General features: G+C 31.3%; 23 protein-coding genes. 9 read left to right on the top strand and 14 right to left on the bottom strand.

Annotated features, from left to right (window positions below; genetic code table 11):
- Positions 1 to 41: 41 nt before the first annotated feature.
- Positions 42 to 545, top strand: coding sequence for a metallophosphoesterase family protein (locus tag EV195_RS03075; RefSeq protein ID WP_132792753.1), 504 nt, complete (start codon positions 42 to 44; stop codon positions 543 to 545).
- Here EV195_RS03075 and EV195_RS03070 read toward each other — a convergent pair.
- The 4 genes from EV195_RS03070 to EV195_RS03055 form a co-directional block, all read right to left on the bottom strand.
- Positions 526 to 2,343 carry an ATP-binding protein gene (locus EV195_RS03070; protein WP_132792750.1) on the bottom strand — a complete coding sequence of 606 codons (1,818 nt, stop codon included), beginning with the start codon at positions 2,341 to 2,343 and terminating at the stop codon, positions 526 to 528. The two genes, EV195_RS03075 and EV195_RS03070, sit on opposite strands and share 20 nt — an antisense overlap.
- A 12-nt stretch (positions 2,344 to 2,355) precedes the next feature.
- The gene (locus tag EV195_RS03065; RefSeq protein WP_132792747.1) at positions 2,356 to 3,042 is read right to left on the bottom strand and encodes a hypothetical protein; all 687 of its coding nucleotides are present in this window, start codon (positions 3,040 to 3,042) and stop codon (positions 2,356 to 2,358) included.
- 211 nt (positions 3,043 to 3,253) lie between these two features.
- Positions 3,254 to 3,913, bottom strand: coding sequence for a response regulator (locus tag EV195_RS03060; protein ID WP_132792744.1), 660 nt, complete (start codon positions 3,911 to 3,913; stop codon positions 3,254 to 3,256).
- 229 nt (positions 3,914 to 4,142) lie between these two features.
- The gene (locus EV195_RS03055; RefSeq protein WP_132792741.1) at positions 4,143 to 4,574 is read right to left on the bottom strand and encodes a DUF4293 domain-containing protein; all 432 of its coding nucleotides are present in this window, start codon (positions 4,572 to 4,574) and stop codon (positions 4,143 to 4,145) included.
- Between the two features lie 203 nt (positions 4,575 to 4,777).
- Between EV195_RS03055 and rho the strand changes: the two genes are divergently transcribed.
- Positions 4,778 to 6,478, top strand: coding sequence for a transcription termination factor Rho (gene rho / locus EV195_RS03050; protein ID WP_132792738.1), 1,701 nt, complete (start codon positions 4,778 to 4,780; stop codon positions 6,476 to 6,478).
- A gap of 171 nt (positions 6,479 to 6,649) precedes the next feature.
- On the top strand, positions 6,650 to 7,114 hold the full coding sequence (locus tag EV195_RS03045) for a hypothetical protein (RefSeq protein WP_132792735.1): 465 nt from the start codon (positions 6,650 to 6,652) through the stop codon (positions 7,112 to 7,114).
- A 61-nt stretch (positions 7,115 to 7,175) separates the two neighbouring features.
- Here EV195_RS03045 and EV195_RS03040 read toward each other — a convergent pair whose 3' ends face one another.
- The gene (locus tag EV195_RS03040) at positions 7,176 to 7,721 is read right to left on the bottom strand and encodes a 5-formyltetrahydrofolate cyclo-ligase (RefSeq protein WP_132793296.1); all 546 of its coding nucleotides are present in this window, start codon (positions 7,719 to 7,721) and stop codon (positions 7,176 to 7,178) included.
- Between the two features lie 458 nt (positions 7,722 to 8,179).
- Here EV195_RS03040 and EV195_RS03035 point away from each other — a divergent pair, with 458 nt between their 5' ends.
- The 3 genes from EV195_RS03035 to rpsU are packed head-to-tail and all read left to right on the top strand — an operon-like array spanning position 8,180 to position 9,701.
- The gene (locus EV195_RS03035; RefSeq protein ID WP_132792732.1) at positions 8,180 to 8,635 is read left to right on the top strand and encodes a GNAT family N-acetyltransferase; all 456 of its coding nucleotides are present in this window, start codon (positions 8,180 to 8,182) and stop codon (positions 8,633 to 8,635) included.
- Positions 8,622 to 9,485, top strand: coding sequence for a sigma-70 family RNA polymerase sigma factor (locus tag EV195_RS03030; protein ID WP_132792729.1), 864 nt, complete (start codon positions 8,622 to 8,624; stop codon positions 9,483 to 9,485). Before EV195_RS03035 ends, EV195_RS03030 begins: the two co-directional genes overlap by 14 nt.
- Before the next feature lie 27 nt (positions 9,486 to 9,512).
- Entirely contained in the window at positions 9,513 to 9,701 is a 189-nt protein-coding gene (gene rpsU, locus EV195_RS03025; RefSeq protein WP_132792726.1) for a 30S ribosomal protein S21, read from the top strand.
- 84 nt (positions 9,702 to 9,785) lie between these two features.
- Here the strand turns inward: rpsU and EV195_RS03020 are convergent, their stop codons facing one another.
- From EV195_RS03020 to EV195_RS03005, 4 genes are read right to left on the bottom strand one after another with little or no spacing between them, the layout of a single operon-like run.
- Positions 9,786 to 11,033 (bottom strand): NAD(P)/FAD-dependent oxidoreductase, encoded by a 1,248-nt coding sequence (locus EV195_RS03020; RefSeq protein ID WP_132792723.1) that lies wholly within the window; start codon positions 11,031 to 11,033, stop codon positions 9,786 to 9,788.
- 1 nt (position 11,034) lies between these two features.
- Positions 11,035 to 12,042 (bottom strand): 4-hydroxyproline epimerase, encoded by a 1,008-nt coding sequence (locus EV195_RS03015; protein ID WP_132792720.1) that lies wholly within the window; start codon positions 12,040 to 12,042, stop codon positions 11,035 to 11,037.
- Between the two features lie 7 nt (positions 12,043 to 12,049).
- A complete protein-coding gene (locus tag EV195_RS03010; RefSeq protein ID WP_132792717.1) occupies positions 12,050 to 13,624 on the bottom strand; it encodes an aldehyde dehydrogenase (NADP(+)) in 1,575 nt (524 codons plus the stop codon).
- Positions 13,625 to 13,627: 3 nt separating this feature from the next.
- A complete protein-coding gene (locus tag EV195_RS03005; RefSeq protein ID WP_132792714.1) occupies positions 13,628 to 14,542 on the bottom strand; it encodes a dihydrodipicolinate synthase family protein in 915 nt (304 codons plus the stop codon).
- Positions 14,543 to 14,698: 156 nt separating this feature from the next.
- Here EV195_RS03005 and EV195_RS03000 point away from each other — a divergent pair, with 156 nt between their 5' ends.
- On the top strand, positions 14,699 to 15,553 hold the full coding sequence (locus EV195_RS03000; RefSeq protein ID WP_132792711.1) for an AraC family transcriptional regulator: 855 nt from the start codon (positions 14,699 to 14,701) through the stop codon (positions 15,551 to 15,553).
- Here the strand turns inward: EV195_RS03000 and EV195_RS02995 are convergent.
- Together EV195_RS02995 and EV195_RS02990 are read right to left on the bottom strand one after the other, a co-directional pair.
- Positions 15,539 to 15,904, bottom strand: a complete 366-nt coding sequence (locus EV195_RS02995) for an MmcQ/YjbR family DNA-binding protein (RefSeq protein WP_132792708.1) — start codon at positions 15,902 to 15,904, stop codon at positions 15,539 to 15,541. The genes EV195_RS03000 and EV195_RS02995 overlap by 15 nt on opposite strands.
- Complete coding sequence (locus EV195_RS02990) at positions 15,905 to 16,516, bottom strand: DUF4230 domain-containing protein (RefSeq protein WP_132792705.1); 612 nt, start codon at positions 16,514 to 16,516, stop codon at positions 15,905 to 15,907.
- 156 nt (positions 16,517 to 16,672) lie between these two features.
- Between EV195_RS02990 and EV195_RS02985 the strand changes: the two genes are divergently transcribed.
- Positions 16,673 to 17,812 carry a serine hydrolase domain-containing protein gene (locus tag EV195_RS02985; RefSeq protein ID WP_132792702.1) on the top strand — a complete coding sequence of 380 codons (1,140 nt, stop codon included), beginning with the start codon at positions 16,673 to 16,675 and terminating at the stop codon, positions 17,810 to 17,812.
- 4 nt (positions 17,813 to 17,816) lie between these two features.
- On the opposite strand, the gene EV195_RS02980 is transcribed toward EV195_RS02985, so the two are convergent.
- The 3 genes from EV195_RS02980 to ruvC form a co-directional block, all read right to left on the bottom strand.
- Positions 17,817 to 18,563 carry a cyclase family protein gene (locus EV195_RS02980; protein ID WP_132792699.1) on the bottom strand — a complete coding sequence of 249 codons (747 nt, stop codon included), beginning with the start codon at positions 18,561 to 18,563 and terminating at the stop codon, positions 17,817 to 17,819.
- Positions 18,560 to 19,717, bottom strand: coding sequence for a radical SAM family heme chaperone HemW (gene hemW / locus EV195_RS02975; protein ID WP_132792696.1), 1,158 nt, complete (start codon positions 19,715 to 19,717; stop codon positions 18,560 to 18,562). The genes EV195_RS02980 and hemW overlap by 4 nt, the downstream gene beginning before the upstream one ends.
- Positions 19,718 to 19,827: 110 nt before the next feature.
- Positions 19,828 to 20,379, bottom strand: a complete 552-nt coding sequence (gene ruvC, locus EV195_RS02970; RefSeq protein ID WP_132792693.1) for a crossover junction endodeoxyribonuclease RuvC — start codon at positions 20,377 to 20,379, stop codon at positions 19,828 to 19,830.
- A gap of 206 nt (positions 20,380 to 20,585) precedes the next feature.
- On the opposite strand from ruvC, the gene EV195_RS02965 reads away from it, so the two are divergent.
- Complete coding sequence (locus EV195_RS02965; protein ID WP_132792690.1) at positions 20,586 to 21,035, top strand: hypothetical protein; 450 nt, start codon at positions 20,586 to 20,588, stop codon at positions 21,033 to 21,035.
- Positions 21,036 to 21,441 lie beyond the last annotated feature (406 nt).

Genomic DNA, 21,441 nt, shown 5'->3' with positions numbered 1-21,441 from the left:
TAACTGAAAAAAATATTCTAGATTCTTTGTACTTTCGTTTTGTGAAAAAAATTTTACTACTCTCGGATACACATAGCTATATTGATGATCAAATTTTAAAGTTTGTAAAACAAGCTGATGAAGTTTGGCATGCTGGTGATATTGGCGATTTAAAAGTAACCGATACTATTAAAGCTTTAAAACCTTTACGAGGTGTTTATGGAAATATAGACGATGCAGAAGCTCGTTCTGAATTTCCTTTAGACAACAAATTTGAAGTTGAAAATGTTCCAGTATGGATTACGCATATTGGCGGGTATCCCGGTAAATACAACCAGCGAGTTAGAGAAGAAATAAAAAAGAATCCTCCTCAAATTTTTATATGTGGACATTCACATATTTTAAAAGTTCAATTTGATAACAGTTTAAACCTATTACATATAAATCCTGGTGCAGCAGGTAAACACGGATTTCATAAAATAAGAACTATGGTACGATTTGAATTGGATAATGGAGAAATAAAAAATATGGAGGTAATTGAATTGGCTAAGCGGAGTACACTCTAGAATTTCCGCGTACTACTGGAATGTTAATTATTGCTTTAGTTCCCATACCTTGAGAAGACTCTATTAAAAAACTACCATTCATCATGTGGATACGGGCTTTAATTTGGTTAATACCAACACCTTTGTCTTCTTCTAATTTATTTTTAAAACCAACACCATCATCTTTTACTATAATATTTAAACAATCATCTTCTTCTTCCATGATTATGTAAGCATTTTTAGCATGACTATGCTTCAAAATATTATTAATCAGTTCTTGGATGACATTGAAAATTTTTATTTCGTAGTCTTGAGAATAACGATACACATTATGTATAGCTGTATTAATTTTTATACTAGAATTAGAAAACTTTTTAGCCACGTCTTTTACGGCATACTCTAAACCGAATTTTAGTAAAACCGACGACATTAAGTTATGCGATAAATCTCTGATTTTTAGTGAAGCTTCGGCTATAATCTCTTGCGTTTTGGCTAATTCTATAGGTACTGCCGTATCTTTAAATTGTTTTTGACTAGCTTGTAAATGCATGCTTGCTGATGAAAGTAAAGCACTTACATTATCATGTAAAATCTCTGCAATTTGCTTACGCTCCGTTTCTTTACCATCTATTGTAGCGTTTAATATTTTTACCTGGCTTTGCGACTTTAATTGTTCTAAATTACGTTGTTGCTCTAACTCACTTTGTGATAATTTTAAACTTAAACTACGTTGTCTTAGTTTATATAAATTAGCTAAATACAATAACAATAAGGAAACCAATATACCGGTAACACCAATAATCCAAGTTTTACGTTCTTGCCGTTCAATTTTTATTTGTTCCTGTTGCTTCACAGACTTAACATCATAAAAAGCTTGAATCTCTTCATATCTATTTTTCTCAACCAACTCTTTCAAACTATCACGAATAGCGTAAGACTTTGTTACATAATCATAAGCTTTATAATCTTTTAAATTATATAATACCCAAGCTAAATTATCCCATATCATTTCTTTTCTTTGGGTAGCTACAGTAGTTTTTTTATCACCAATATAGGTTAGGGCTTCTTCATAGTAAGTTTTAGCCTTTTGAAACTCTTCATTGATTATGTATATAGAAGCTAAGTTATTTAACGCCAAAGCAACAGAGACATCATTATTAAGTTGTTTGTTTATTTCTATAGATTTTAAAAAAAGTTTTTCTGCCTTAACAAAATTTCTTTCCATAAAATACCCTTTCCCAATATTCGTATAAGCTTTTCCTTTTAGTATTTCAATTTTATTATTTACACTAGCTATTTGAAGTAGCTTTTCAGAATAAAATCTGGAACTATCAGGTTTTCTTACATCTAAATAAAACACTGAAAATGTATGATATATACTTGAAACATAATTATTAAAATCTTCAGCCCTTATTCCATATTCCTCTTCATTTTTTAATTCATTAGCTATTTGTAAAGCCTTATTTAAAAAAATTGGTGTACGTAAATTACTCTTAAAAATTGAATCAGTTTTTTCCAAAGCATAAATCTCCCTCTCACTTACATTTCCTGTCTTTCTAAAAATCTCGCCTGCTAATAAATTAACCTTTAATTCTAATAGTTTATCTTTAAACTCTTGGTTTGTTAATTCTAATATTTTTTTTAAAGCTGCTGAGTATTTTTCTTCTTCAAAATAAATTTTTGCCAATTCATAATTTCTTTGATTTTCACTAGCCTTATATTCCTGCTCTTGACTTAGTTTAATAGCAAAAGCCGAGTTATAACACTCAGCTTTGATTTGTATGAATAGTAGAAATAATATTAAAATTTTCTTATTCAAAATAGAGAAATGTTAGTACACCCCATCAGATCCAGTTCTAGGCACTCTAGTCATTGCATATTCCAAAGTTTCTGTACTTCTAGCCTGAGAGTTAATTAATATGTAATTTACAAAATCTATTCTTAACGGCAAATTAGGAGACTTGTTATATAATTTTGTAAACTTTAATCCGTTAGAAGTTCCTTCTTTTAAATGCACTTCATAAATATTTTCATCTGCATTGTATTCAAAGTTTACCATAACTCCACTTCTTACTTTAAAATCCAAAACATATTCACCACCTCCCAAATATTCTAAACTATATTCTTCTAGAAAATCAGGGCTTATTTGACCTTTAGCTAATGTAATATTCTCATCTTCAACCCAAATTGTGTTCTTTTGCACATTATTTTCATAAACATCAACCGAAATTTTGTTGTTATCTAATGTTAATGTATTTGAGCTTGATTTACTTCTATTGCCAGCTTCTCCTTGGTAAGCGTAAATAGTATTAGTATTAGTTGTTTCGTCTTTGTAAGTTTCTGTGTAAGCACCTTCAACTAAATCAACATCGATAGCATATCTACCGTTCGCATCTTTACTTAATTTGTATGATTTTAATAATGGTTGGTCGTTGTTTTCAGGCATATTTTCTTCTGTTGAACATGCTGAAATTAGAATAGACAGGATCATTAAAAAAGGTAAGTAACTTCTTCTCATGGTAACTAAAAACTTTAAGTGGATTAATAAACTCTTATAATTTGAATAATTAAAGGGTAGATTAATGGGAGACTAATATTTTAGGGGTTGGTTAGTTGATTTTTCTTTTAGTTTAAATGTAGAAGGCTTGACAATTGCTATAACATAGTTCGAGGGGGGGGGAACATATATAAGGACGGGGAACCTCTATATAAAATTGAAGGGAGGTTAATTAAACTATATTATTTTTAACAGCGTATATTGCCAAACCTACTACATTTTTTACTTTTAATTTTTTATATAAATTTCTTCTGTGTGTTTCTATTGTTTTAACAGTTATATTTAATTTATCTGCTATCTCTGCCGTGCTTAACTCTTGTGTTATCAATTTAAGCACCTCAATCTCTCTTTCTGTAAGTGGCTCATCTGCCACACTACTCTTAATTGCTTCGTCAGTTTTAGATTCATTTATATATAAATCGAACAAACTGTCCTTTATTTCATCACTATAATACTGCTCTCCCCTGTGTACCGCCTTGATAGCTTGTATTATGTGTTCACTTGCCGATCCTTTTTCTATAAAACCATTAGCACCTAGTGCAATCATTTCCTGAACTATCTTCGGATCGCTTAACCCTGAGAGAATAATTGTTTTCTGTTGAAAGCTTCTGTTTCTAAATGTTTTTAAAACTCCGATACCATCTAACTTTGGCATGTTTATATCGAGAATTAAAACATCTGCTTTATTATTCTTAAACCATTCAACAACATCTTTTCCTGTTAATGAATAGCCCTCAACTTGAATACTATCATCTGTATTTATCAATGCCGAAACTCCTTCTATTACTACTTCATGATCGTCGGCTATATGAACTCTGATTTTATCTCTCATTGTTACACTTACAAATTTATAACGTTACTACAATCCTACCAAATTACAAACACCCTGAAAACACACTCAGGGTTTCCCTTTAGCCTCTAAGGGAAAACCCTTAGAACAGCACTCAGGGAGGCTACTTAGTATATAAAACTAAACAACTCAAAAATAGTTATTTATAGTATAAAAAAAACCGAGAATTTTTCTCGGTTTTTGTCGCACTAAATATACTAAGATGTTAGGTTTATCGTAATCTATCTACTGATTTTACGAGATCTTCGTCCTTTTTAATGGCTTTGTTTGCTAAAACTAGCAATACAATAATAATAACAGGAAAGAACATCCCAATACCTTTCTCAGAAACCGAAGCTTCTCCAGATAACGTTAGTGATAAATATACCAACACTCCTAATAAAAAAAGATTTGTCAAAATATTTAAACGCCCTAATACAAACTGTAACTTTCTATTCTTAAATAAAAAGATAGTAATAATTGCTAAAAGAGCTGAAATAAAAAATAGTACAGGTACTATTTTTTCTACTACTGAATTAGTAGCCAATAAATCTAATGAATAGATTTTTGTAGCTGCTGTACTCCATAAATTGAAAACAAAAGTCAATCCGCCAGAAATTATTCCGACTAATAATAAGTATATAGATTGAATTCGTTGTATCATTCTTATGCGTTAGGGCAACAAATGTACATTTTCTTTTTATAATAAGAAACTTTGCATATTAAAATATTTGGCTATATTTGTTGCGACGGATACCTCACAAAAGTTTATTATATATTACTTAATGTTAGTAAGCGTCTTACTAAGAAATCAAGACAACAATCCCTTTTTTTTCAAAAATACTTTTATAATTTAAAAATATACTAATGTTCGAAATATCGGATTTAAAAGCAAAAAAATTAGTTGAATTACAGGAAATAGCTAAGGTTACTGGTTTAAAGAAGATAAGCCAACTAAAAAAACTAGACCTTATCTATAAAATCTTAGATGCTCAAGCTGAAGCAAATAAAGATTTACCAAAAGAAAAAGCACCTAGTAAAACTAATAATAGCGAAGCAGTTAAAGCAACTGCCTCTAAAAAAACAACTGACGCAGATCAATCGAACGAAAAACCGAAAAGAAAACGCATTTCTAAATCTGTTGAACAAGCTGCTAATACGGTAAAAACTGAAGATAAAACTTCAAACAATAGTACTATTACTCCTACAACTAGTGCTCCTCAAAAAAACAATCAACAGAACAATCAACAGAACAATCAGCGTCAAAAATCTTCTGATCAAAAACCTCAGAATTCTCAGAACAACAATCAACAGAATTCTAACAGAAATAACAATCAGAACAGAAATAATAACCAGAACAGAAATAATAACAACAACAATAATAAACACCTAAACAAAAATCAAGGTCCGAAACATAAAAGCGGTAACAAATACCGTGATCCTGATTATGAGTTTGATGGAATTATTGAAAGTGAAGGTGTATTAGAAATGATGCCAGATGGTTATGGTTTCTTACGTTCTTCTGATTATAATTATTTATCATCTCCAGATGATATTTATGTATCTCAATCTCAAATTAAACTTTTTGGTTTAAAAACTGGAGATACTGTAAAAGGTAATGTTCGTCCTCCTAAAGAAGGTGAGAAGTACTTTCCTTTAATTCGTGTTTCTAAAATAAATGGTTTAAACCCAAACATTGTTAGAGATCGTGTTTCTTTTGAACACTTAACTCCTTTATTTGCAAATGATAAATTTAATTTAGCTGAAAAAGGAAGTTCTTTATCTACGAGAATTATGGATTTATTCTCTCCAATTGGTAAAGGACAACGTGGTATGTTAGTAGCACAACCTAAAACTGGTAAAACCATGTTATTAAAGGATGTTGCGAACGCAATTGCGGCTAACCACCCTGAAGTATATCAAATTGTTTTATTAATTGATGAACGTCCTGAGGAAGTTACTGACATGAAACGAAGTGTTCGCGGAGAGGTTGTTGCTTCTACTTTTGACGAGCCTGCCGATAAACACGTACGTGTAGCTAATATTGTATTAGAAAAAGCTAAACGTTTAGTTGAATGTGGACATGATGTGGTTATTTTATTAGATTCTATTACGCGTTTAGCACGTGCATACAACACGGTTGCTCCTGCATCTGGTAAAATTTTATCAGGAGGTATTGACGCCAATGCATTACACAAACCAAAACGTTTCTTTGGAGCTGCTCGTAACATCGAAAATGGTGGTTCTTTAACCATTATTGCTACTGCTTTAACAGAAACAGGTTCTAAAATGGATGAAGTAATCTTTGAAGAATTCAAAGGAACCGGTAACATGGAACTTCAATTAGATCGTAATATTTCAAATCGTAGAATTTATCCTGCTATTGATTTAATTAAATCTAGTACTCGTAGAGATGATTTATTATTAGACCCAAAAACGGTACAACGTATGTGGGTATTACGTAAATATTTAGCAGATATGAACCCAATCGAAGCAATGGAATTTATTCAACAACGAATTAAAACATCAATTAATAATGAGGAGTTTTTAATTTCAATGAACGGATAATCCTTAAAAATATAGTAACGTATAGAAGCGTCTTGTTCTCACAAGGCGCTTTTGTTTTACCCAAAATTCAAAAAGGTATTCTTTTCATAGACAGTAAATTATTTAACTATTTTACTCTTCATTTTGATATAATTTACTTTATTTGTAATTCAACTATTAAAAACTATTACTATGAAAAAAATCGTATTACTTATTACGTTTACTGTTTTATTTGCTAATCAAGCTTTTGCTAAAAGAGGTAGAATTCCTGTTTGTTTTCCTTGCGAAAAATTAGAATTGGTAAAAGATTTACCTAATGATGAAAATCTCAAAGAAGGTACAGATTACCTTAACTTGGGTTATTTCTACAAGGAATATAGTGCTGTTTGGATTCCTGCATGGAACACAAAAGGTACCTATGTTTTAATTAATGAAGATCAAACAGTATACTATGAGATTACTGATGCGCAATTAACTGAGCTAAAAACAAAGTATAACTTAGAATTAGCTGATCATCCATTATCTATTTGGAAAAAAATAGGAGGTAAAGCCGTATATCTTGTTATAATTGCTTTTATACTTTGGAGTAAATTTTCACCTGAAAAAGAAGAAGAGGAAGAAGAAACTGAAAATAAAACAACAGAAACTAACGAATAAGTGACATTTTTTTCACTGAATAAAAAGAAGCTATAAATACGTTAATTTATAGCTTCTTTTTTTATGGTGTAATCATAATATCAAGTGGAACATCAAATTCATTTATATCTAATATTTTGGCTACTGGCTCAAAAAAGTTTAACCCAATTGTTTTTACTGAGGACTTACAAGTACTTAAAAACCGATCATAAAAACCTTTTCCATATCCAACACGGTAGTTTTTTTCATCCGAAATTAATAAAGGAACAAACACCAAATCTATATCCTTTACATTAATTTCCGTAGCATTTTCAGGTTCAGGTATGCCATATTCATTAGTCTGAAGTACTGTATCTTTTTCTAATATAAAATGTGTAAGTGTAGCCGTATTAAAATCGCTTTTACTAACAATAATATTTTTATTCTTCGATCTTAAAAACGCAATAATAGGATAGGTATTAATTTCTTTTTGTCTCTCAATAGGCAAAAAAACATGAATATTCTGTACTTCAGAAAAATCAAGTTTAAAGATTTTAGCATACATCCTTTCTTGCAGCTTCATTATTTCATCCTCAGAGAGTTCCCTTCTCTTTTGTTTGTACAATTTTCTTAACTCACTTTTGTTCATATATACATGAATATCAGCATTAAATACCAAACATACTAAACTAAAATTTGTGAGACCCTAAAAAAAGACGTAATTTTGCGCCGCATGATAAAAAAACTAAAAGACAAAAAAAACAAGCGAGTTTTTACTTTTAACTTTTTGATTTTCCGAAATCAATCGGATAAATTCATTCCTCCTTGTCTATAATTTTATCAATTTTACTTTTTTAGAATTTCTAAATTACTGTTAACTAAAGTAGTTTTTTTCTTATTTAAATTCAATTGAACTTATAAAGTTTTTCGAGTAAAGCTTTTATCAATATTTACTTCTTTCTAAAAAAGTAACTGCATCAACCTACTGTTTAAGCATTTGAAAAATAAAATTCTATCCAATTTATTTTCAAGCTTTTATTTTTTTGGCAAAAGCCTAAGTATCATCATAAGACTAATACAACACCCTGTCTTTAAAAAACATATAAAATGAAATTTATTACCTACGACGCCTTCAACAGAATTACTCCAGTACACATAGATAGAGTAGTCAACTTCCTATTTACTCACCTAGAAGAATATGGAGATTCAAAAAATGCTATCCGTAAAGCTATTAACTATGCAGCTAAAGAACGTACTGGTTTAGGAGGATATGTTTTTACCCTTGAAGATGCTAATGAAATTGTTAGCGCAGTAGTAATTAACAAAACGGGTATGGATGAATATATTCCTGAGAACATTTTAGTTTATATAGCTACTCACAAAGAACATAGAGGGAAAGGGATTGGAAAAAAAATGATGAAATATGTTATTGAAAATTGCTCTGGTGATATTGCTCTTCATGTTGAAAAAGATAATCCTGCTCAATTTTTATATAAAAAACTTGGCTTTACTACACCTTATTTAGAAATGCGATTAAAAAAAGACACTCATGAGACAGCTTAAAATTACAAAACAAGTAACCAACAGAGAAACTAGATCTTTAGATAAATATCTTCAGGATATCGGAAAAATAGATTTAATCACTGCGGATGAAGAAGTTGAATTATCTCAACAAATTAAAAAAGGAAATCAGAGAGCTTTAGAAAAGCTTGTAAATGCCAATTTACGATTTGTGGTCTCAGTTGCTAAACAATATCAAAATCAAGGTTTAAAATTATCGGATTTAATTAACGAAGGTAATATTGGCTTAGTAAAAGCTGCGAAACGTTTTGATGAAACACGTGGATTTAAATTTATCTCTTATGCAGTATGGTGGATTCGACAATCTATTTTACAAGCTCTTGCAGAACAATCTCGAATTGTTCGCTTGCCTCTTAATAAAATAGGCAGTCTTAATAAAATTAAAAAATCGGTGGCTCGCATAGAACAACTTAAAGAAAGAACTCCTTCTGCTCATGAAATAGCTAACGATTTGGATATGTCTGTTCGAGATGTAAGACAAACTATGAAAAATTCTGGTAGACATTTGTCTTTAGATGCCCCTCTAAAAGAAGGCGAAACTTCAAATTTTTATGATGTTTTTAATGCTGGTGACATCCCTAACACAGATGAAAGTTTGTTGAAAGAATCATTACAAGTTGAAATCAATAGAGTTTTAAACACTCTTTCTCCAAGAGAGTCTGATGTTCTTAAACTTTTTTACGGATTAGACAATCTTAAACCTATGAGTTTAAATGAAATCGGAGATATTTTTGAAATTTCAAGAGAGAGAGTTCGCCAAATTAAAGAACGTGCTTTGAGACGATTAAAAAACAAACCAAAATCGAGAACCCTAAAAATGTATTTGGGATAAAAAACACTTAAATAATAAATTAAATATATGCTAATAATTAAAGTTCAAGAAGGCGAGAAAATTGACAAAGCCTTAAAAAGATACAAGAGAAAGTTTCGAAACACAAAAATTCAACAAGAATTGCGCGACAGAAAACAATATACTAAGCCTTCTGTAAAAAGAAGAGAAGAAGTTCAAAAAGCGCGATATAAGGAACAACTTATTACAACAGCATAATAGCTCAAACCTAGCTTTGATAGTAGGTTTATTATTTTTATTAGGTTGTATAACCGTTGAAACCAAGACATACTCAAAGAATCATTATTTGAATCTTTCCACAGAAAAAGGTGAAATATCCATACTTGTTTTATAGTCAGTAATTATCTCTGAAACTAATTTTCCTGTAGCTGGACCTAAGCTCCAACCCATCATGGCATGTCCAGCTGCAACCGTTAGGTTTTTAAAAGATGAAACTCTTCCAATGTACGGCAATCCATCAGGTGAGCATGGGCGTAAACCACAATCGGCAGCTAGTTTTGCTTCATTTGAAATTTCTAGGTTTGAATAATACTTTATAGCTGCTTTTGTAATTGCATCTACCCTTTTAGGATTGATAATATGATTAATCCCGCCTATTTCCATGGTACCAGCAAAACGCGTATAACCATCCATAGGAGTTACCGCTACTTTGGCTTCCAATAAAATAGAAGGAAATGTAATATTCGTTTCTTTTTGAACATCAATTCGATAGCCTTTACCTGCTTGAATTGGTACTTTTAATTGTAAATCTTTCAGTAAATTTTGAGTCCATGAACCAGAAGCTACAACTAGTTCATCAAAATGAATTTCTTCATCCTTCGTTTTAATCGATTCTATGGAATTTGATTTTACATTAAAACTTTTTACTTCTGTACCTGACTTAAATACTACTCCTTTACTAACTAAATACGATTTCATTTGCCGCATGAATTCGCTTGGCGACATATGCGCATCCGACAAATAATGAACAGCGCCTTTAATTGAGTTATCTACAGAGGGCTCTAACTTTCTTAATTCATCCTGAGATAAATTAGCTACTTTCAAACCACATTCTATAGCTTTTTTACCAGTATTCCACTCATCCTCTCCTGCTTTTTCTGTTTTATATAACATTAGTAAACCTTTATGCTCATAGAAAAAATCTAAAGCTCTTTCAGATTTCATTTCTTCGTACAAAGATCTACTCAGTAGATTTATATCTCGAATTACAGGAATAGCAGTTATTACTTTTTGTTTGGTAGCTGATTTTTTAAACAACCATGACCATTCTAGAAAATCTATATTTAATCGTGGCTTAACATAAAAAGGACTTGAGGAATTAAACATCCATTTTATTCCTTTAGTTATCATTCCTGGAGCCGCTAATGGAATAATATGGCTTGGTGTGATAATTCCTGCATTCACATAAGACGCCCCTGAGGAAAAGTCAGATTTATCAACAACAACAACTTCGTGATTTTCTTTTTGCAAATAATAAGCTGAACATAAACCTATTATTCCTCCTCCAATAATAACTACTTTTTTACTCATCTTAAATTACTTGAAAACCATGTGCATACGGATCATCCTCATCATCAATAATAATAGTATTATATCCGAACACTTTTGCCCAACCTTGAATACTCGGAATGATTGCTTTTCTTCCGTTTAAAGTTGTCTCTTCTTTAACACTTCCTATAAATTTACTTCCAATGAAACTTTCATGCACAAAATCTTCTCCAACCGATAACTTACCTTTCGCATGAAGTTGTGACATTCTCGCGGAAGTTCCTGTACCACATGGACTTCTGTCAATGGCTTTATCTCCGTAAAAAACAGCATTCCTTCCAGAAGAACTACTATCTAAAGGAGTACCTGTCCATAACATATGAGTTACATCTCTAATCGTATCATTTTCTGGATGAATAAACTGATTAGGATACTTTTTATTAATCCGCTCTCGAACAACCTGAGAATACTGAATAATTTTAGAAGCTGTGTACTCTTGTATTCCTGAAAAGTTTTTTTGAGGATCTACAATCGCATAAAAATTTCCACCGTAAGCCACATCAAAAACTATTTCTCCTAACTCCGGACAATCAACAGTTAAATTCTCGGCTGCTAAATAACTTTTTACATTGGTTAAACGAACCCAATCTACTTTTTCTCCTGTTTGTTGATATTCAATTTCTACCAAACCTGCAGGGGCTTCCATTCTAATTTTCCCTGGAGTTTTAGGCTGAATTAAGCCTTCCTCAACTCCTATAGTTATGGTTCCAATAGTTCCATGTCCGCACATTGGTAAACAACCAGAGGTCTCTATAAATAAAATCCCAAAATCATTATCTGGATGTTGCGGTGGATATAAAATCGAACCACTCATCATATCATGACCACGAGGTTCAAACATTAATCCTTTTCTTATCCAATCAAATTCCTTTAAAAAGTGTTGGCGTTTTTCACTCATAGAATTCCCTATGAGTTTTGGTCCTCCTTCTTTGATAACTCGAACAGGATTCCCACACGTATGACCATCTATACAAGTAAAAACTGATTTCATACTTCTATCATTTGGTTAATTCGCCATTTATCAGTCTTGTTATCTGTAATGGATTTTCATCCATTAGCTCATCTGGCAATAAATTGTTTGGCCAATTCTGATAACTGAAAGGACGTACCCAACGCTTAATAGAATTAATTCCTACAGCAGTAAAACGACTATCCGTTGAAGCTGGATATGGACCACCATGTACCATTGAAGGACAAACCTCTACTCCTGTTGGAACTCCATTAAAAATTAACCGTCCGACTCTGTTTTGCATTTTAGCAACCAAATCAACATAGTCTGCAACTTCATTTTCATCAGAAATAATAGTTCCGGTTAACTGTCCTTCCAAACTAGCAATTATTTGCTCTAATTCTTGTATATTTTGACAAGCAACTACTATAGAAAACGGACCAAAAACTTCATGATGTAACGTAGTATTCTCTAAAAACGTTTTGCCAGAAACTGTTGCAACTAATTGCGAAGCATAATTCACTTGTATTTCAGTATTCAAACCAGCTACAATCATTACCTCTTCCTGATTTACAGCTTGCTGTTTTCCTTTCTCATAAGCTCCATGAATATTTGGATGTAGCATACAAGTTGGATTAATTTCTTTAATTTTAGAACCTAATTCATTTGTAAAATTAGATAGTGCTTCTCCAGCTATCCCTAAAATTAACCCTGGATTTGTGCAAAACTGTCCTGTTCCCAAGGTAATTGAACCAGCATACGTATTTGCAATTTCATTTCCTCTATTTTGTAACGCTTTTGGTAATACAACTACTGGATTTATACTTCCCATTTCTGCAAAAACCGGGATTGGTTCTTCTCTTTTAGCAGCAATATCTAACAAGGCTCTTCCTCCTTTAATACTTCCTGTAAAACCAACTGCTTTTACCTTTGGATGACTCACCAATTGTTGGCCTGCATTATAATCTTGAGAATTGATATTAGAAAAGACTCCATTTGGCATTCCTGTTTTTTCAGCAGCTTTTATAATTGCTGAAGCTATTAATTCTCCTGTACCAGCGTGCATAGGGTGTGATTTTACAATAACCGGACAACCTGCTGCTAAAGCTGCTGCAGTATCTCCTCCAGCTGTGGAATATGCCAATGGAAAATTACTTGCTCCAAAAACAACCACTGGGCCTATAGGAATATTCATTTTTCGTAAATCTGGTTTTGGAGCAGGAGTTCTATCTGGAATTCCAGTATCTATTGAAGCTTCCACCCAAGATCCATCCTCTACCAAATCTGCAAACGATCGTAATTGAAATACTGTTCGTCCTCTCTCTCCTGCTGCTCTTCCTTCTGGTAAACCAGTTTCAGAACAATAGGTTTGTAGTAATGTTTCTCCCAGAGCTTCAATCTCATCAGCAATAATTCTTAAAAATATTGCCTTTTCTTTTCCTGAAAAGTGCTTGTAACTATCAAAAGCTTCAGTAGCTAAATCAACTGCTTTAATAACCTCTTGCTCAGTTGCCTGAACAAACAAATTCGCATTCTCAAGATTCAACTCTGGATTAAACGTTTTAAACGTAATATCTCCATCTGATGATAATCGATTTCCTATATAATTTTTTCCAGTAATCATGGTCTACAAATTTTTATAATTTGGGAGTGTTGGTCTATTTTTTAAACCTTTTTCAATAATAGCTAAAACTCGTTTACGCTCTTCTCCTATTAATGGTAATCTTGGCGCTCTAACATTTTCCGTTCCAATACCTGTAGCAACTTCAGCTAATTTTATATTTTGAACCAATTTAGAGTTTATATCTAACTCTAGCAACGGTAAAAACCATCTATAAATTTCTAATGCCTCTTGAATTCTTCCCGCTTTTTGTAATTCATAAATAGCTACTGTTTCTTTCGGAAAAGCACAAACTAAACCTGCAATCCATCCATCTGCTCCCATTAGTAAACTTTCTAGTGCTAATGTATCAACACCCGTCATGATTTTTAATCTATCTCCAAACTGGTTCTTAATACGAGTTACATTTGAGATATCTCTGGTTGACTCTTTAACTGCCTCAATATTTTGACACTTTAATAACTCGTCAAACATCTCTAATGTTACTTCTATTCCATAATCAACAGGGTTATTGTACATCATGATAGGTAATGAAGTATTATTTGCTACCGCTTTAAAATATTCAACCGTTTCTCTACCGTCTGCTTTGTATCGCATTGGCGGCAACATCATTAGTCCTTTTGCTCCATCTTCTTCGGCTTTTTGAGCTGCTAAAACTGCTGCTTTTGTTGTTTGTTCGGCAATATTAATCAATACAGGAACTTTATTATCAACAATTTTTACAGTAGTTCTCGTTAGTTCTCTTTTTTCATCATCTGATAAAGTACTCGCTTCTCCTAATGTTCCTCCTAATACGATTCCATGTACTCCTGCATCTAATTGTGCATTAATATTCACCTCGAACATTTTTAAATCTAGCTGATCGTTTGTTGTAAATTTGGTAGTTACGGCTGGCATAACTCCTTTCCATTCTATTGCCATTATATGTAGTTTTTTGGCAAATTTATATTCAAAATCTTCTAACTAAATTATAATTATTACCTTAAAATAATACTATATTATCTTTTTTAAAATGATTTAACATCAATAAGAATAATATAAGCTAATTTTATAACGTCTTTATATAAATTAATAGTAATGAAGGTTCTTCCTTTTAAAATACCAAAACCCAAAAATCTAGGAGTTATTTATCAAGAGGATAAAACGCCTATTTTTTATGGTAATTTTCATGAACATGAAGAAATTCAGATCTCATGTATTATTAAGGGTAAAGGCACTTTGGTTGTCGGCGATACCATTCATCAATATTCAGAAAATGATGTATTTGTAATTGGAAGCAACTTACCACATGTATTTAAAAGCGATGGAAATGAGGAAAAGGCTGATTCGTTTATGATTTCTTTGTTCTTTACTGAAACTTCCTTTGGTACAGGCTTTTTTAAACTGGATGATTTCAAGGAACTTGATTACTTTTTCAAAAAATCTTCAAATGGATGTAAACTAATAAATTCTCAACCTCTAGTTCCTTTGTTTTTACAATTACAAAAGGCTTCTAATCTAGAACGATTTATCACCTTTTTGGAGCTTTTGAAAATCCTAAACAAAAGTGAATCGATTCCTTTGGCAAGCTTTATCGCTCAAAAAAAGCATAGTGATGATAGTGGAAAAAGAATGCAGACTATTATGCGTTATACGATGGATAATTTTAATTCAGAAATTACTTTAGACACTATTGCAGAAAAGGCTAATATGACTAAAAATGCTTTTTGTAGATATTTTAAAAAACGAACCAATAAAAGTTATTTTACGTTTTTAAATGAACTTAGAATTGAAAATGCATGTAAATTATTGACTACCAACAATGAAATATCTATAAAAGAGATTGCTTACAAATGTGGTTATAACAGTCTTTCGAATTTTAACCGTAAGTTCTTAGCAATAAAAAAAACAACTCCTTTAAAATATAGAAACGCTATGTTACAGAGACTTTAATTCTTCCTTTAATTTCTTTGTCAACCCACTAACAACTAAATCATAAGAATGATCAATCAACTCACGAACTAAAGCATCTGGAACATCAATATTTAATGTTATAGTATTCCAATGTTTTTTATTCATATGAAATCCTGGATTAATACTTTCGTATTCCGCTCTTAATTCCTCAGACTTATCAGGATCACATTTAAGATTGACTTTTTCTTCTCCTTTTTCCCAACGATCTAACCCAGTTAAAGCAAACATTTTTCCCATCACCTTAAAAACTAAGGTTACTTCATCAAAAGGAAAATGTTCTGTCACTCCTTTTTTAGCTATGCAATAATCTCTAAGTTGTTCTACGTGCATTTATTCTAGTAATTGTATGTTTCCATTAGGCAACTCTAAAGAAGAATAATCTAGTTGCCATCCAATTGTTTCTATTAAATTTTTCATTAAAGCAATTGCTTCAAGCGCTTCATGATTTGCCGCTTGCATTAAATTACTTTCCGGAATTTTTTGCAACACATGTTCTTTTGCAGCCTGATTTACTTGCGTCAAATCCTCAGACGAAAATTTGTTTAACAATCCATCTTGAATATCGTAAAAACGTATCGTTGGCTCAATTGAAAGCACTTCCGGCTCAGGAAAATTAGACAATTTTATTGTTTTATTTTTGGTATCGGCTTGCATTTTAATCTTTCTAAAATCAAAACCAATATGTGTTTTTGCATTGATTAAAATAATAGCTTTTTTCTTACTTGATATTAATCCTAAAAGTTTATTCTGCTTATCTTCATGATGATAAATCTCAGCAAACTCACCTTCTACTGTAATTAATTTTGTAACCTTTTTTATTTTATCAAGAAGTATTACAGATTGAGTTTCTGTTAAGTTTTTTCTTCTATCATTAGAAAACTTTTGAAAAATAAAATACGATATTACAGCTCCTACTGCAGATCCTAAAAACAATAATTCCATAGGTTAAATATAGTTCTTCTTATGCAAACTAAGACGCTTCTTTTAAATATAAGTCACAAATTCAAGAAGATTTAAGCTAAACTAAAAAGAACAATTTACATTCTAAGATTTTAACTAAATTGCAAACGAAACCTAAAATCTAAATAAAATATAGCTATGAAAAGACTTCTATTCATACTTATGGGCTTAACAATAATTTCTTGCTCAAAAAAGACTACTAATACTCAAAAAGAAAACGTCACTAAAGAACTTGACAGCCTACTTTTATCGACATTTAAAATGGATGAGCCAGGAGGTTCCGTTTTACTAAAAAAAAATGGAGAGATAGTTTTTATGAAAAGTTATGGTGTAGAAGACATAAAAACTGGTAAAAAAATTACAGAAAACACAATTTTTAATACAGGCTCTATTTCCAAAACTTTTGTCTCTAACGGAATATTAATTCTTCAAGAACAAGGGAAATTATCTATAGAAGATAGTATTTATAAATACTTTAAAGATTTTGACAACAAAGAAATCGCTCAAAAAGTCAAAATCAAACATATGCTATCTCATACATCAGGACTTCCTGATTTAAGAAATGTAAAAGATAATTATGAATTCTTTATAACGGCTAAAGATACCGCCAATTTTGAACCTATAAAACGAGCTGATAGTTTGAATTTTGAATCTGGAGAACGATATCAATACTCTAATCCTTCATATAATGGATTAGCTTTAATTATTGAAGGTTTAGCAGAAAAAAAATGGCAAGACTTTATCAAAGAAAATATTTTCAAACCTTCTGGAATGAAAAATAGCAAAATTACTGACGGACCTCATCCTGAAACTGGGGTTGCGCACAGTTACTATAAAGATGATAATGGGAATTATATTGAAATTGATTATGGAGAAGTACCTACTTTTGCTGCTTCTGGTAATGGTGGCATATGGAGTTCCGTATTAGAGTTAGCTAAATACGAAGAAGCAATTCGAAAAAACACTTTTTTAAGTAAAGAATTAACCGAAGAGTCTAGAAAGCCTTATTATCCTAAAAATTGGTCGGATACAATTCCTCCTAATATTGGTTACAGTTGGTTTACTGGGGACAGAAGATTTGTTTCTGAAAAAACACCTTCATTAGACACAAATGTAATTTACCATACAGGATCCCAGGGAGGCTTCACAGCATTTCTTATTAGTATTCCTGAAAAAGACATCATCTTCATTGGATTATTCAATAAGTATAGAAGTAAACTAAATGAAATTATGAATACTACTTTACAAAATTTAAAAGAAAACAATTGGTTAGATTAAATTATTAATCAATTGCATATAAAACAGGCTTACTTGGTGTAGCATCATTTTCAAATGGTGCTATCATCAAGTTTAAAAAGTAAGTGCCATCTTTTACCGAATTTGAAACATAAATAAATTCAGTTATGGTAGCATCTAAACGTATATCTTCCTTAGTATTCCAAAAGGCATTATGAGATAATAACAAGCCATCATCTTTTTCTTTATCTACAGAAGGCAAATCAATTAACAAATGTTTGATTCCAATTTCTCTTAAGTAAATAGCAGCCTCTTCTAATAAATAAGGCGGATTTGTATTCGAATACCTTCTTCCTTTTTTATCATTTCCATTAGGAAGTGTTCTAATCACAATTGCCTCTCTTTTTTTGTTTCCTAAGGCTAATTTTAGTTGCTCCTTTGAAATGACTTCGTCTCCGTTTATAGTTTCTGGTGCTACTGTAACTACTTCTGCAAAAAAGAAGAATTGAGATAGATGCTTATTTACAGAATGTACTTCTTTAGTGATATGACCGACACATTCTGTATGCGTAATATGAGAATGTGGATTAAACTGAATACTATTAAAGTTTACCGCAGCTCCTTCAGAAACACTGATAATTTGTTCATCAAACTGCTCTGGAAATATTTTAGGATCATCTAAATACCATGCATTTACTTTTTGCTTGGTAACATCAATTGAAATTGAAATATCAATTGGTTTACTTAAATCAATTTTATATTTCTTTGAGTTATGTATTATTTCTGCGATCAAGATAAATTCAGTTTAAATAAATCGGAAGCAATTCCATCTGTTAAAAACTTTCCTTTTCGAGTTGTTTTCAATGTATCGTTTTCAATATACAATAAATCTTGAAGAATAAATTTCTCTGCCTGCATTATTAAATACTGTAAATATTGATTTCCAAATTCTTCTTCAATTCGAGTAAAACGTACTCCCCAAACAGTTCGCAAACCTGTCATTATATATTCATTATATCTATCCGTAACTGAGAGTTCTTCTATCTCTCTTGGTAATTTATTTTCCTTGATTTTCTTTATATACAAAGCATTGTTTGCAATATTCCAACTACGTTCTTTTCCATTAAAAGAATGAGCAGATGGACCAATACCTAAGTATTTTTTTCCTTGCCAATACGCCGAATTGTTTTTACTGAAGAAATCTTCTTTTCCAAAATTAGATAATTCATAATGTACAAAACCTGCTTGATCTAATTCATCAACTAAAATTAAAAACTGCTCTTGTGCTAACTCATCATCAACATCCTCAATAATTCCTTTTTCAATAAACTTTTGTAGTGCTGTTTTTGGTTCTACTGTTAACGCATAGCTAGAAATATGAGGAATCCCAAAAGATAATGCCGTTTCAATATTTTCTCTCCATTCTTCGTTGGTAATGTTCGGAATTCCGTAGATTAAATCGATAGAAATATTATCAAAGTAGCGAGTCGCTAAAGACAGACATTTTTTTGCTTCTTCTGCATTGTGAGCTCGATTCATTAATTTCAAATCTTTCTCAAAAAACGATTGAATTCCGATACTGAGTCGGTTAATCCCAATACTTTTATAATCTTCAAAAATAGTTCTCGACTGCGCTCGAACTGACATTTTGGTTAAATCATCTGGATTTGCTTCTAAGGTAATTTCTGGGTTTTCAATGATAGTATAGTTTTTATACACTGCATCAATCAACATTTGAATTTCATCTGTAGATAAAACACTTGGTGTTCCTCCTCCAAAGTAAATTGTAGCTACTTCTTCCCCTTTGAATTCATCTTTTCTTAATTCAATCTCAGAAATCAGCGCTTCCATCATATCTTCTTTTCTTTTCAGAGAAGTTGAAAAATGGAAATCGCAATAATGACAAGCTTGTTTACAAAACGGTATGTGAATGTAGATTCCAGCCAATTCTTAGTTATCAGTTATCAGTTATCAGTTATCAGTTATCAGTTATCAGTTATCAGTTATCAGTTATCAAATTTATTGATTTGCTTTTTCTGATTTCTTAAAAAATTACTCTAATTAATTTTTTTAGGATTCTGTTTTACAAAAGATGCCCAACCTGTGTAGTTCTTACCTCCTACTTTTGTTCCTGAATTATAGAAATGACAAACTGCTGCTGCTAATCCGTCCGTGGCATCTAAATTTTTAGGTAACTCTTTTAGATTAAGTAACGATTTTAACATTAATGCAACTTGTTCTTTGCTAGCTTTTCCGTTTCCTGTTATTGCCATTTTAATTTTAAGTGGGGCGTATTCTGTTACCGGAATTTCCCTTGATAAACCAGCTGCCATAGCAACTCCTTGTGCACGACCTAACTTTAACATTGACTGGACATTTTTACCAAAAAACGGAGCTTCCAAAGCAATTTCATCTGGGTTATACGTATCTATTAGTTGAATGGTTCGATCGAAAATATGTTTTAACTTAAGGTAATGATCATCGTATTTTTTTAAGATCAATTCATTCATTTGAACAAATTCCATCTTCTTACCAATAACTTTTATAATTCCGAATCCCATGATTGTGGTTCCTGGATCTATCCCTAATATTATCTTTTCTGTCTTCAAAAAAATCTTTTGATATTTCAATTACAAAGCTACTATAAATTTAAAAGAGTTTCTTTTTAATAAAAATATACTTAACAGCCTCCAAAAACTTGATTACTGTTTATCAGGTTCTTATTACAAAAAATACAGTTCTTGTTCCTTTAAAATTTTAAAAATGATATTTAATTTGTTGGTTTGTTATCATAAATAATCAAAAATTAAAAATTATGGGGACAAAAATTACTATACCGAGCACAGCAACAGCATTTGGACACAACACATATGCTGGGAATTTTGGTAACGATACATTTCCGGTGCATCCGATAGCACCAGGTCAAGGAACATATTCAAGCTCGATTAAAATGTTAGGAGATCAAGTTAATATAACATTGTATTTTTATACTGATTCAGCAATTGCCGCGGATGATATCTCTTTATATGCGGAGGGAGCAAATTTATATGTAGATATCAATAAAGCTCAAAACCCAACTCCAACTGATGTAACTCTTTGGGAACTCACAGGAAATATTTCTGATACTCAATTAGGGTTTACTTTAGATGAAAAAATTGAATTGTATTGTCAAAATCCAGTATTTGGAAACGGAATGACAGACGGACCAACAACTTCAAGAGGAACAAAAGTTACTGTAAAATCTGGAGCTGGTGATCCACTTTAACATAAATTGAACATAAAAGCGCTTTTAAATATCATACTAAAGCGCTTTTTCGTACATTGTTTTAGTAATTGATTATAGCCAATGTATGATTTATAAGATTAAACTGACATTTTTATTTTTCTTCTTTTCTTTTTTTTTAAACTCTCAATCCAAAGAAAAAGATAGAGTACTTTTCAATTTAATAAAAGAAAAATCCCAAAGTCACAGTAATCTTCCTCTATTTAGTAAATCAATAGACTTTTTTTGTGAAAAAAAATGGGACTCAACTATCGTATACACAGAAAAACTTTTAAATAACAATAAATTAAGCTTTCAAGAAAAAGATTACTGCTTTTTCATTAGAGGATTTAGCTTTGAAAAGTTAAAATTGAACAAACCTGCTCTAAATGAACTTTTAAAAGTCTCA

The sequence above is a fragment of the Tenacibaculum skagerrakense genome (assembly GCF_004345825.1).
GTDB classification, from domain to species: Bacteria; Bacteroidota; Bacteroidia; order Flavobacteriales; family Flavobacteriaceae; genus Polaribacter; species Polaribacter skagerrakensis.
The sequence above is the reverse complement of the archived record's forward strand: the minus strand, read 5'-3'. Positions and strand labels throughout refer to the sequence as shown.

What these genes read in the sequence shown, in the direction of transcription:
- EV195_RS03065 (WP_132792747.1), bottom strand. Translation starts at nt 3,042, where the DNA reads ATGAGAAGAAGTTACTTACCTTTTTTAATGATCCTGTCTATTCTAATT.
- EV195_RS03060 (WP_132792744.1), bottom strand. Translation starts at nt 3,913, where the DNA reads ATGAGAGATAAAATCAGAGTTCATATAGCCGACGATCATGAAGTAGTA.
- EV195_RS03055 (WP_132792741.1), bottom strand. Translation starts at nt 4,574, where the DNA reads ATGATACAACGAATTCAATCTATATACTTATTATTAGTCGGAATAATT.
- rho (WP_132792738.1), top strand. Translation starts at nt 4,778, where the DNA reads ATGTTCGAAATATCGGATTTAAAAGCAAAAAAATTAGTTGAATTACAG.
- EV195_RS03045 (WP_132792735.1), top strand. Translation starts at nt 6,650, where the DNA reads ATGAAAAAAATCGTATTACTTATTACGTTTACTGTTTTATTTGCTAAT.
- EV195_RS03040 (WP_132793296.1), bottom strand. Translation starts at nt 7,721, where the DNA reads ATGAACAAAAGTGAGTTAAGAAAATTGTACAAACAAAAGAGAAGGGAA.
- EV195_RS03035 (WP_132792732.1), top strand. Translation starts at nt 8,180, where the DNA reads ATGAAATTTATTACCTACGACGCCTTCAACAGAATTACTCCAGTACAC.
- EV195_RS03030 (WP_132792729.1), top strand. Translation starts at nt 8,622, where the DNA reads ATGAGACAGCTTAAAATTACAAAACAAGTAACCAACAGAGAAACTAGA.
- rpsU (WP_132792726.1), top strand. Translation starts at nt 9,513, where the DNA reads ATGCTAATAATTAAAGTTCAAGAAGGCGAGAAAATTGACAAAGCCTTA.
- EV195_RS03020 (WP_132792723.1), bottom strand. Translation starts at nt 11,033, where the DNA reads ATGAGTAAAAAAGTAGTTATTATTGGAGGAGGAATAATAGGTTTATGT.
- EV195_RS03015 (WP_132792720.1), bottom strand. Translation starts at nt 12,042, where the DNA reads ATGAAATCAGTTTTTACTTGTATAGATGGTCATACGTGTGGGAATCCT.
- EV195_RS03010 (WP_132792717.1), bottom strand. Translation starts at nt 13,624, where the DNA reads ATGATTACTGGAAAAAATTATATAGGAAATCGATTATCATCAGATGGA.
- EV195_RS03005 (WP_132792714.1), bottom strand. Translation starts at nt 14,542, where the DNA reads ATGGCAATAGAATGGAAAGGAGTTATGCCAGCCGTAACTACCAAATTT.
- EV195_RS03000 (WP_132792711.1), top strand. Translation starts at nt 14,699, where the DNA reads ATGAAGGTTCTTCCTTTTAAAATACCAAAACCCAAAAATCTAGGAGTT.
- EV195_RS02995 (WP_132792708.1), bottom strand. Translation starts at nt 15,904, where the DNA reads ATGCACGTAGAACAACTTAGAGATTATTGCATAGCTAAAAAAGGAGTG.
- EV195_RS02990 (WP_132792705.1), bottom strand. Translation starts at nt 16,516, where the DNA reads ATGGAATTATTGTTTTTAGGATCTGCAGTAGGAGCTGTAATATCGTAT.
- EV195_RS02985 (WP_132792702.1), top strand. Translation starts at nt 16,673, where the DNA reads ATGAAAAGACTTCTATTCATACTTATGGGCTTAACAATAATTTCTTGC.
- EV195_RS02965 (WP_132792690.1), top strand. Translation starts at nt 20,586, where the DNA reads ATGGGGACAAAAATTACTATACCGAGCACAGCAACAGCATTTGGACAC.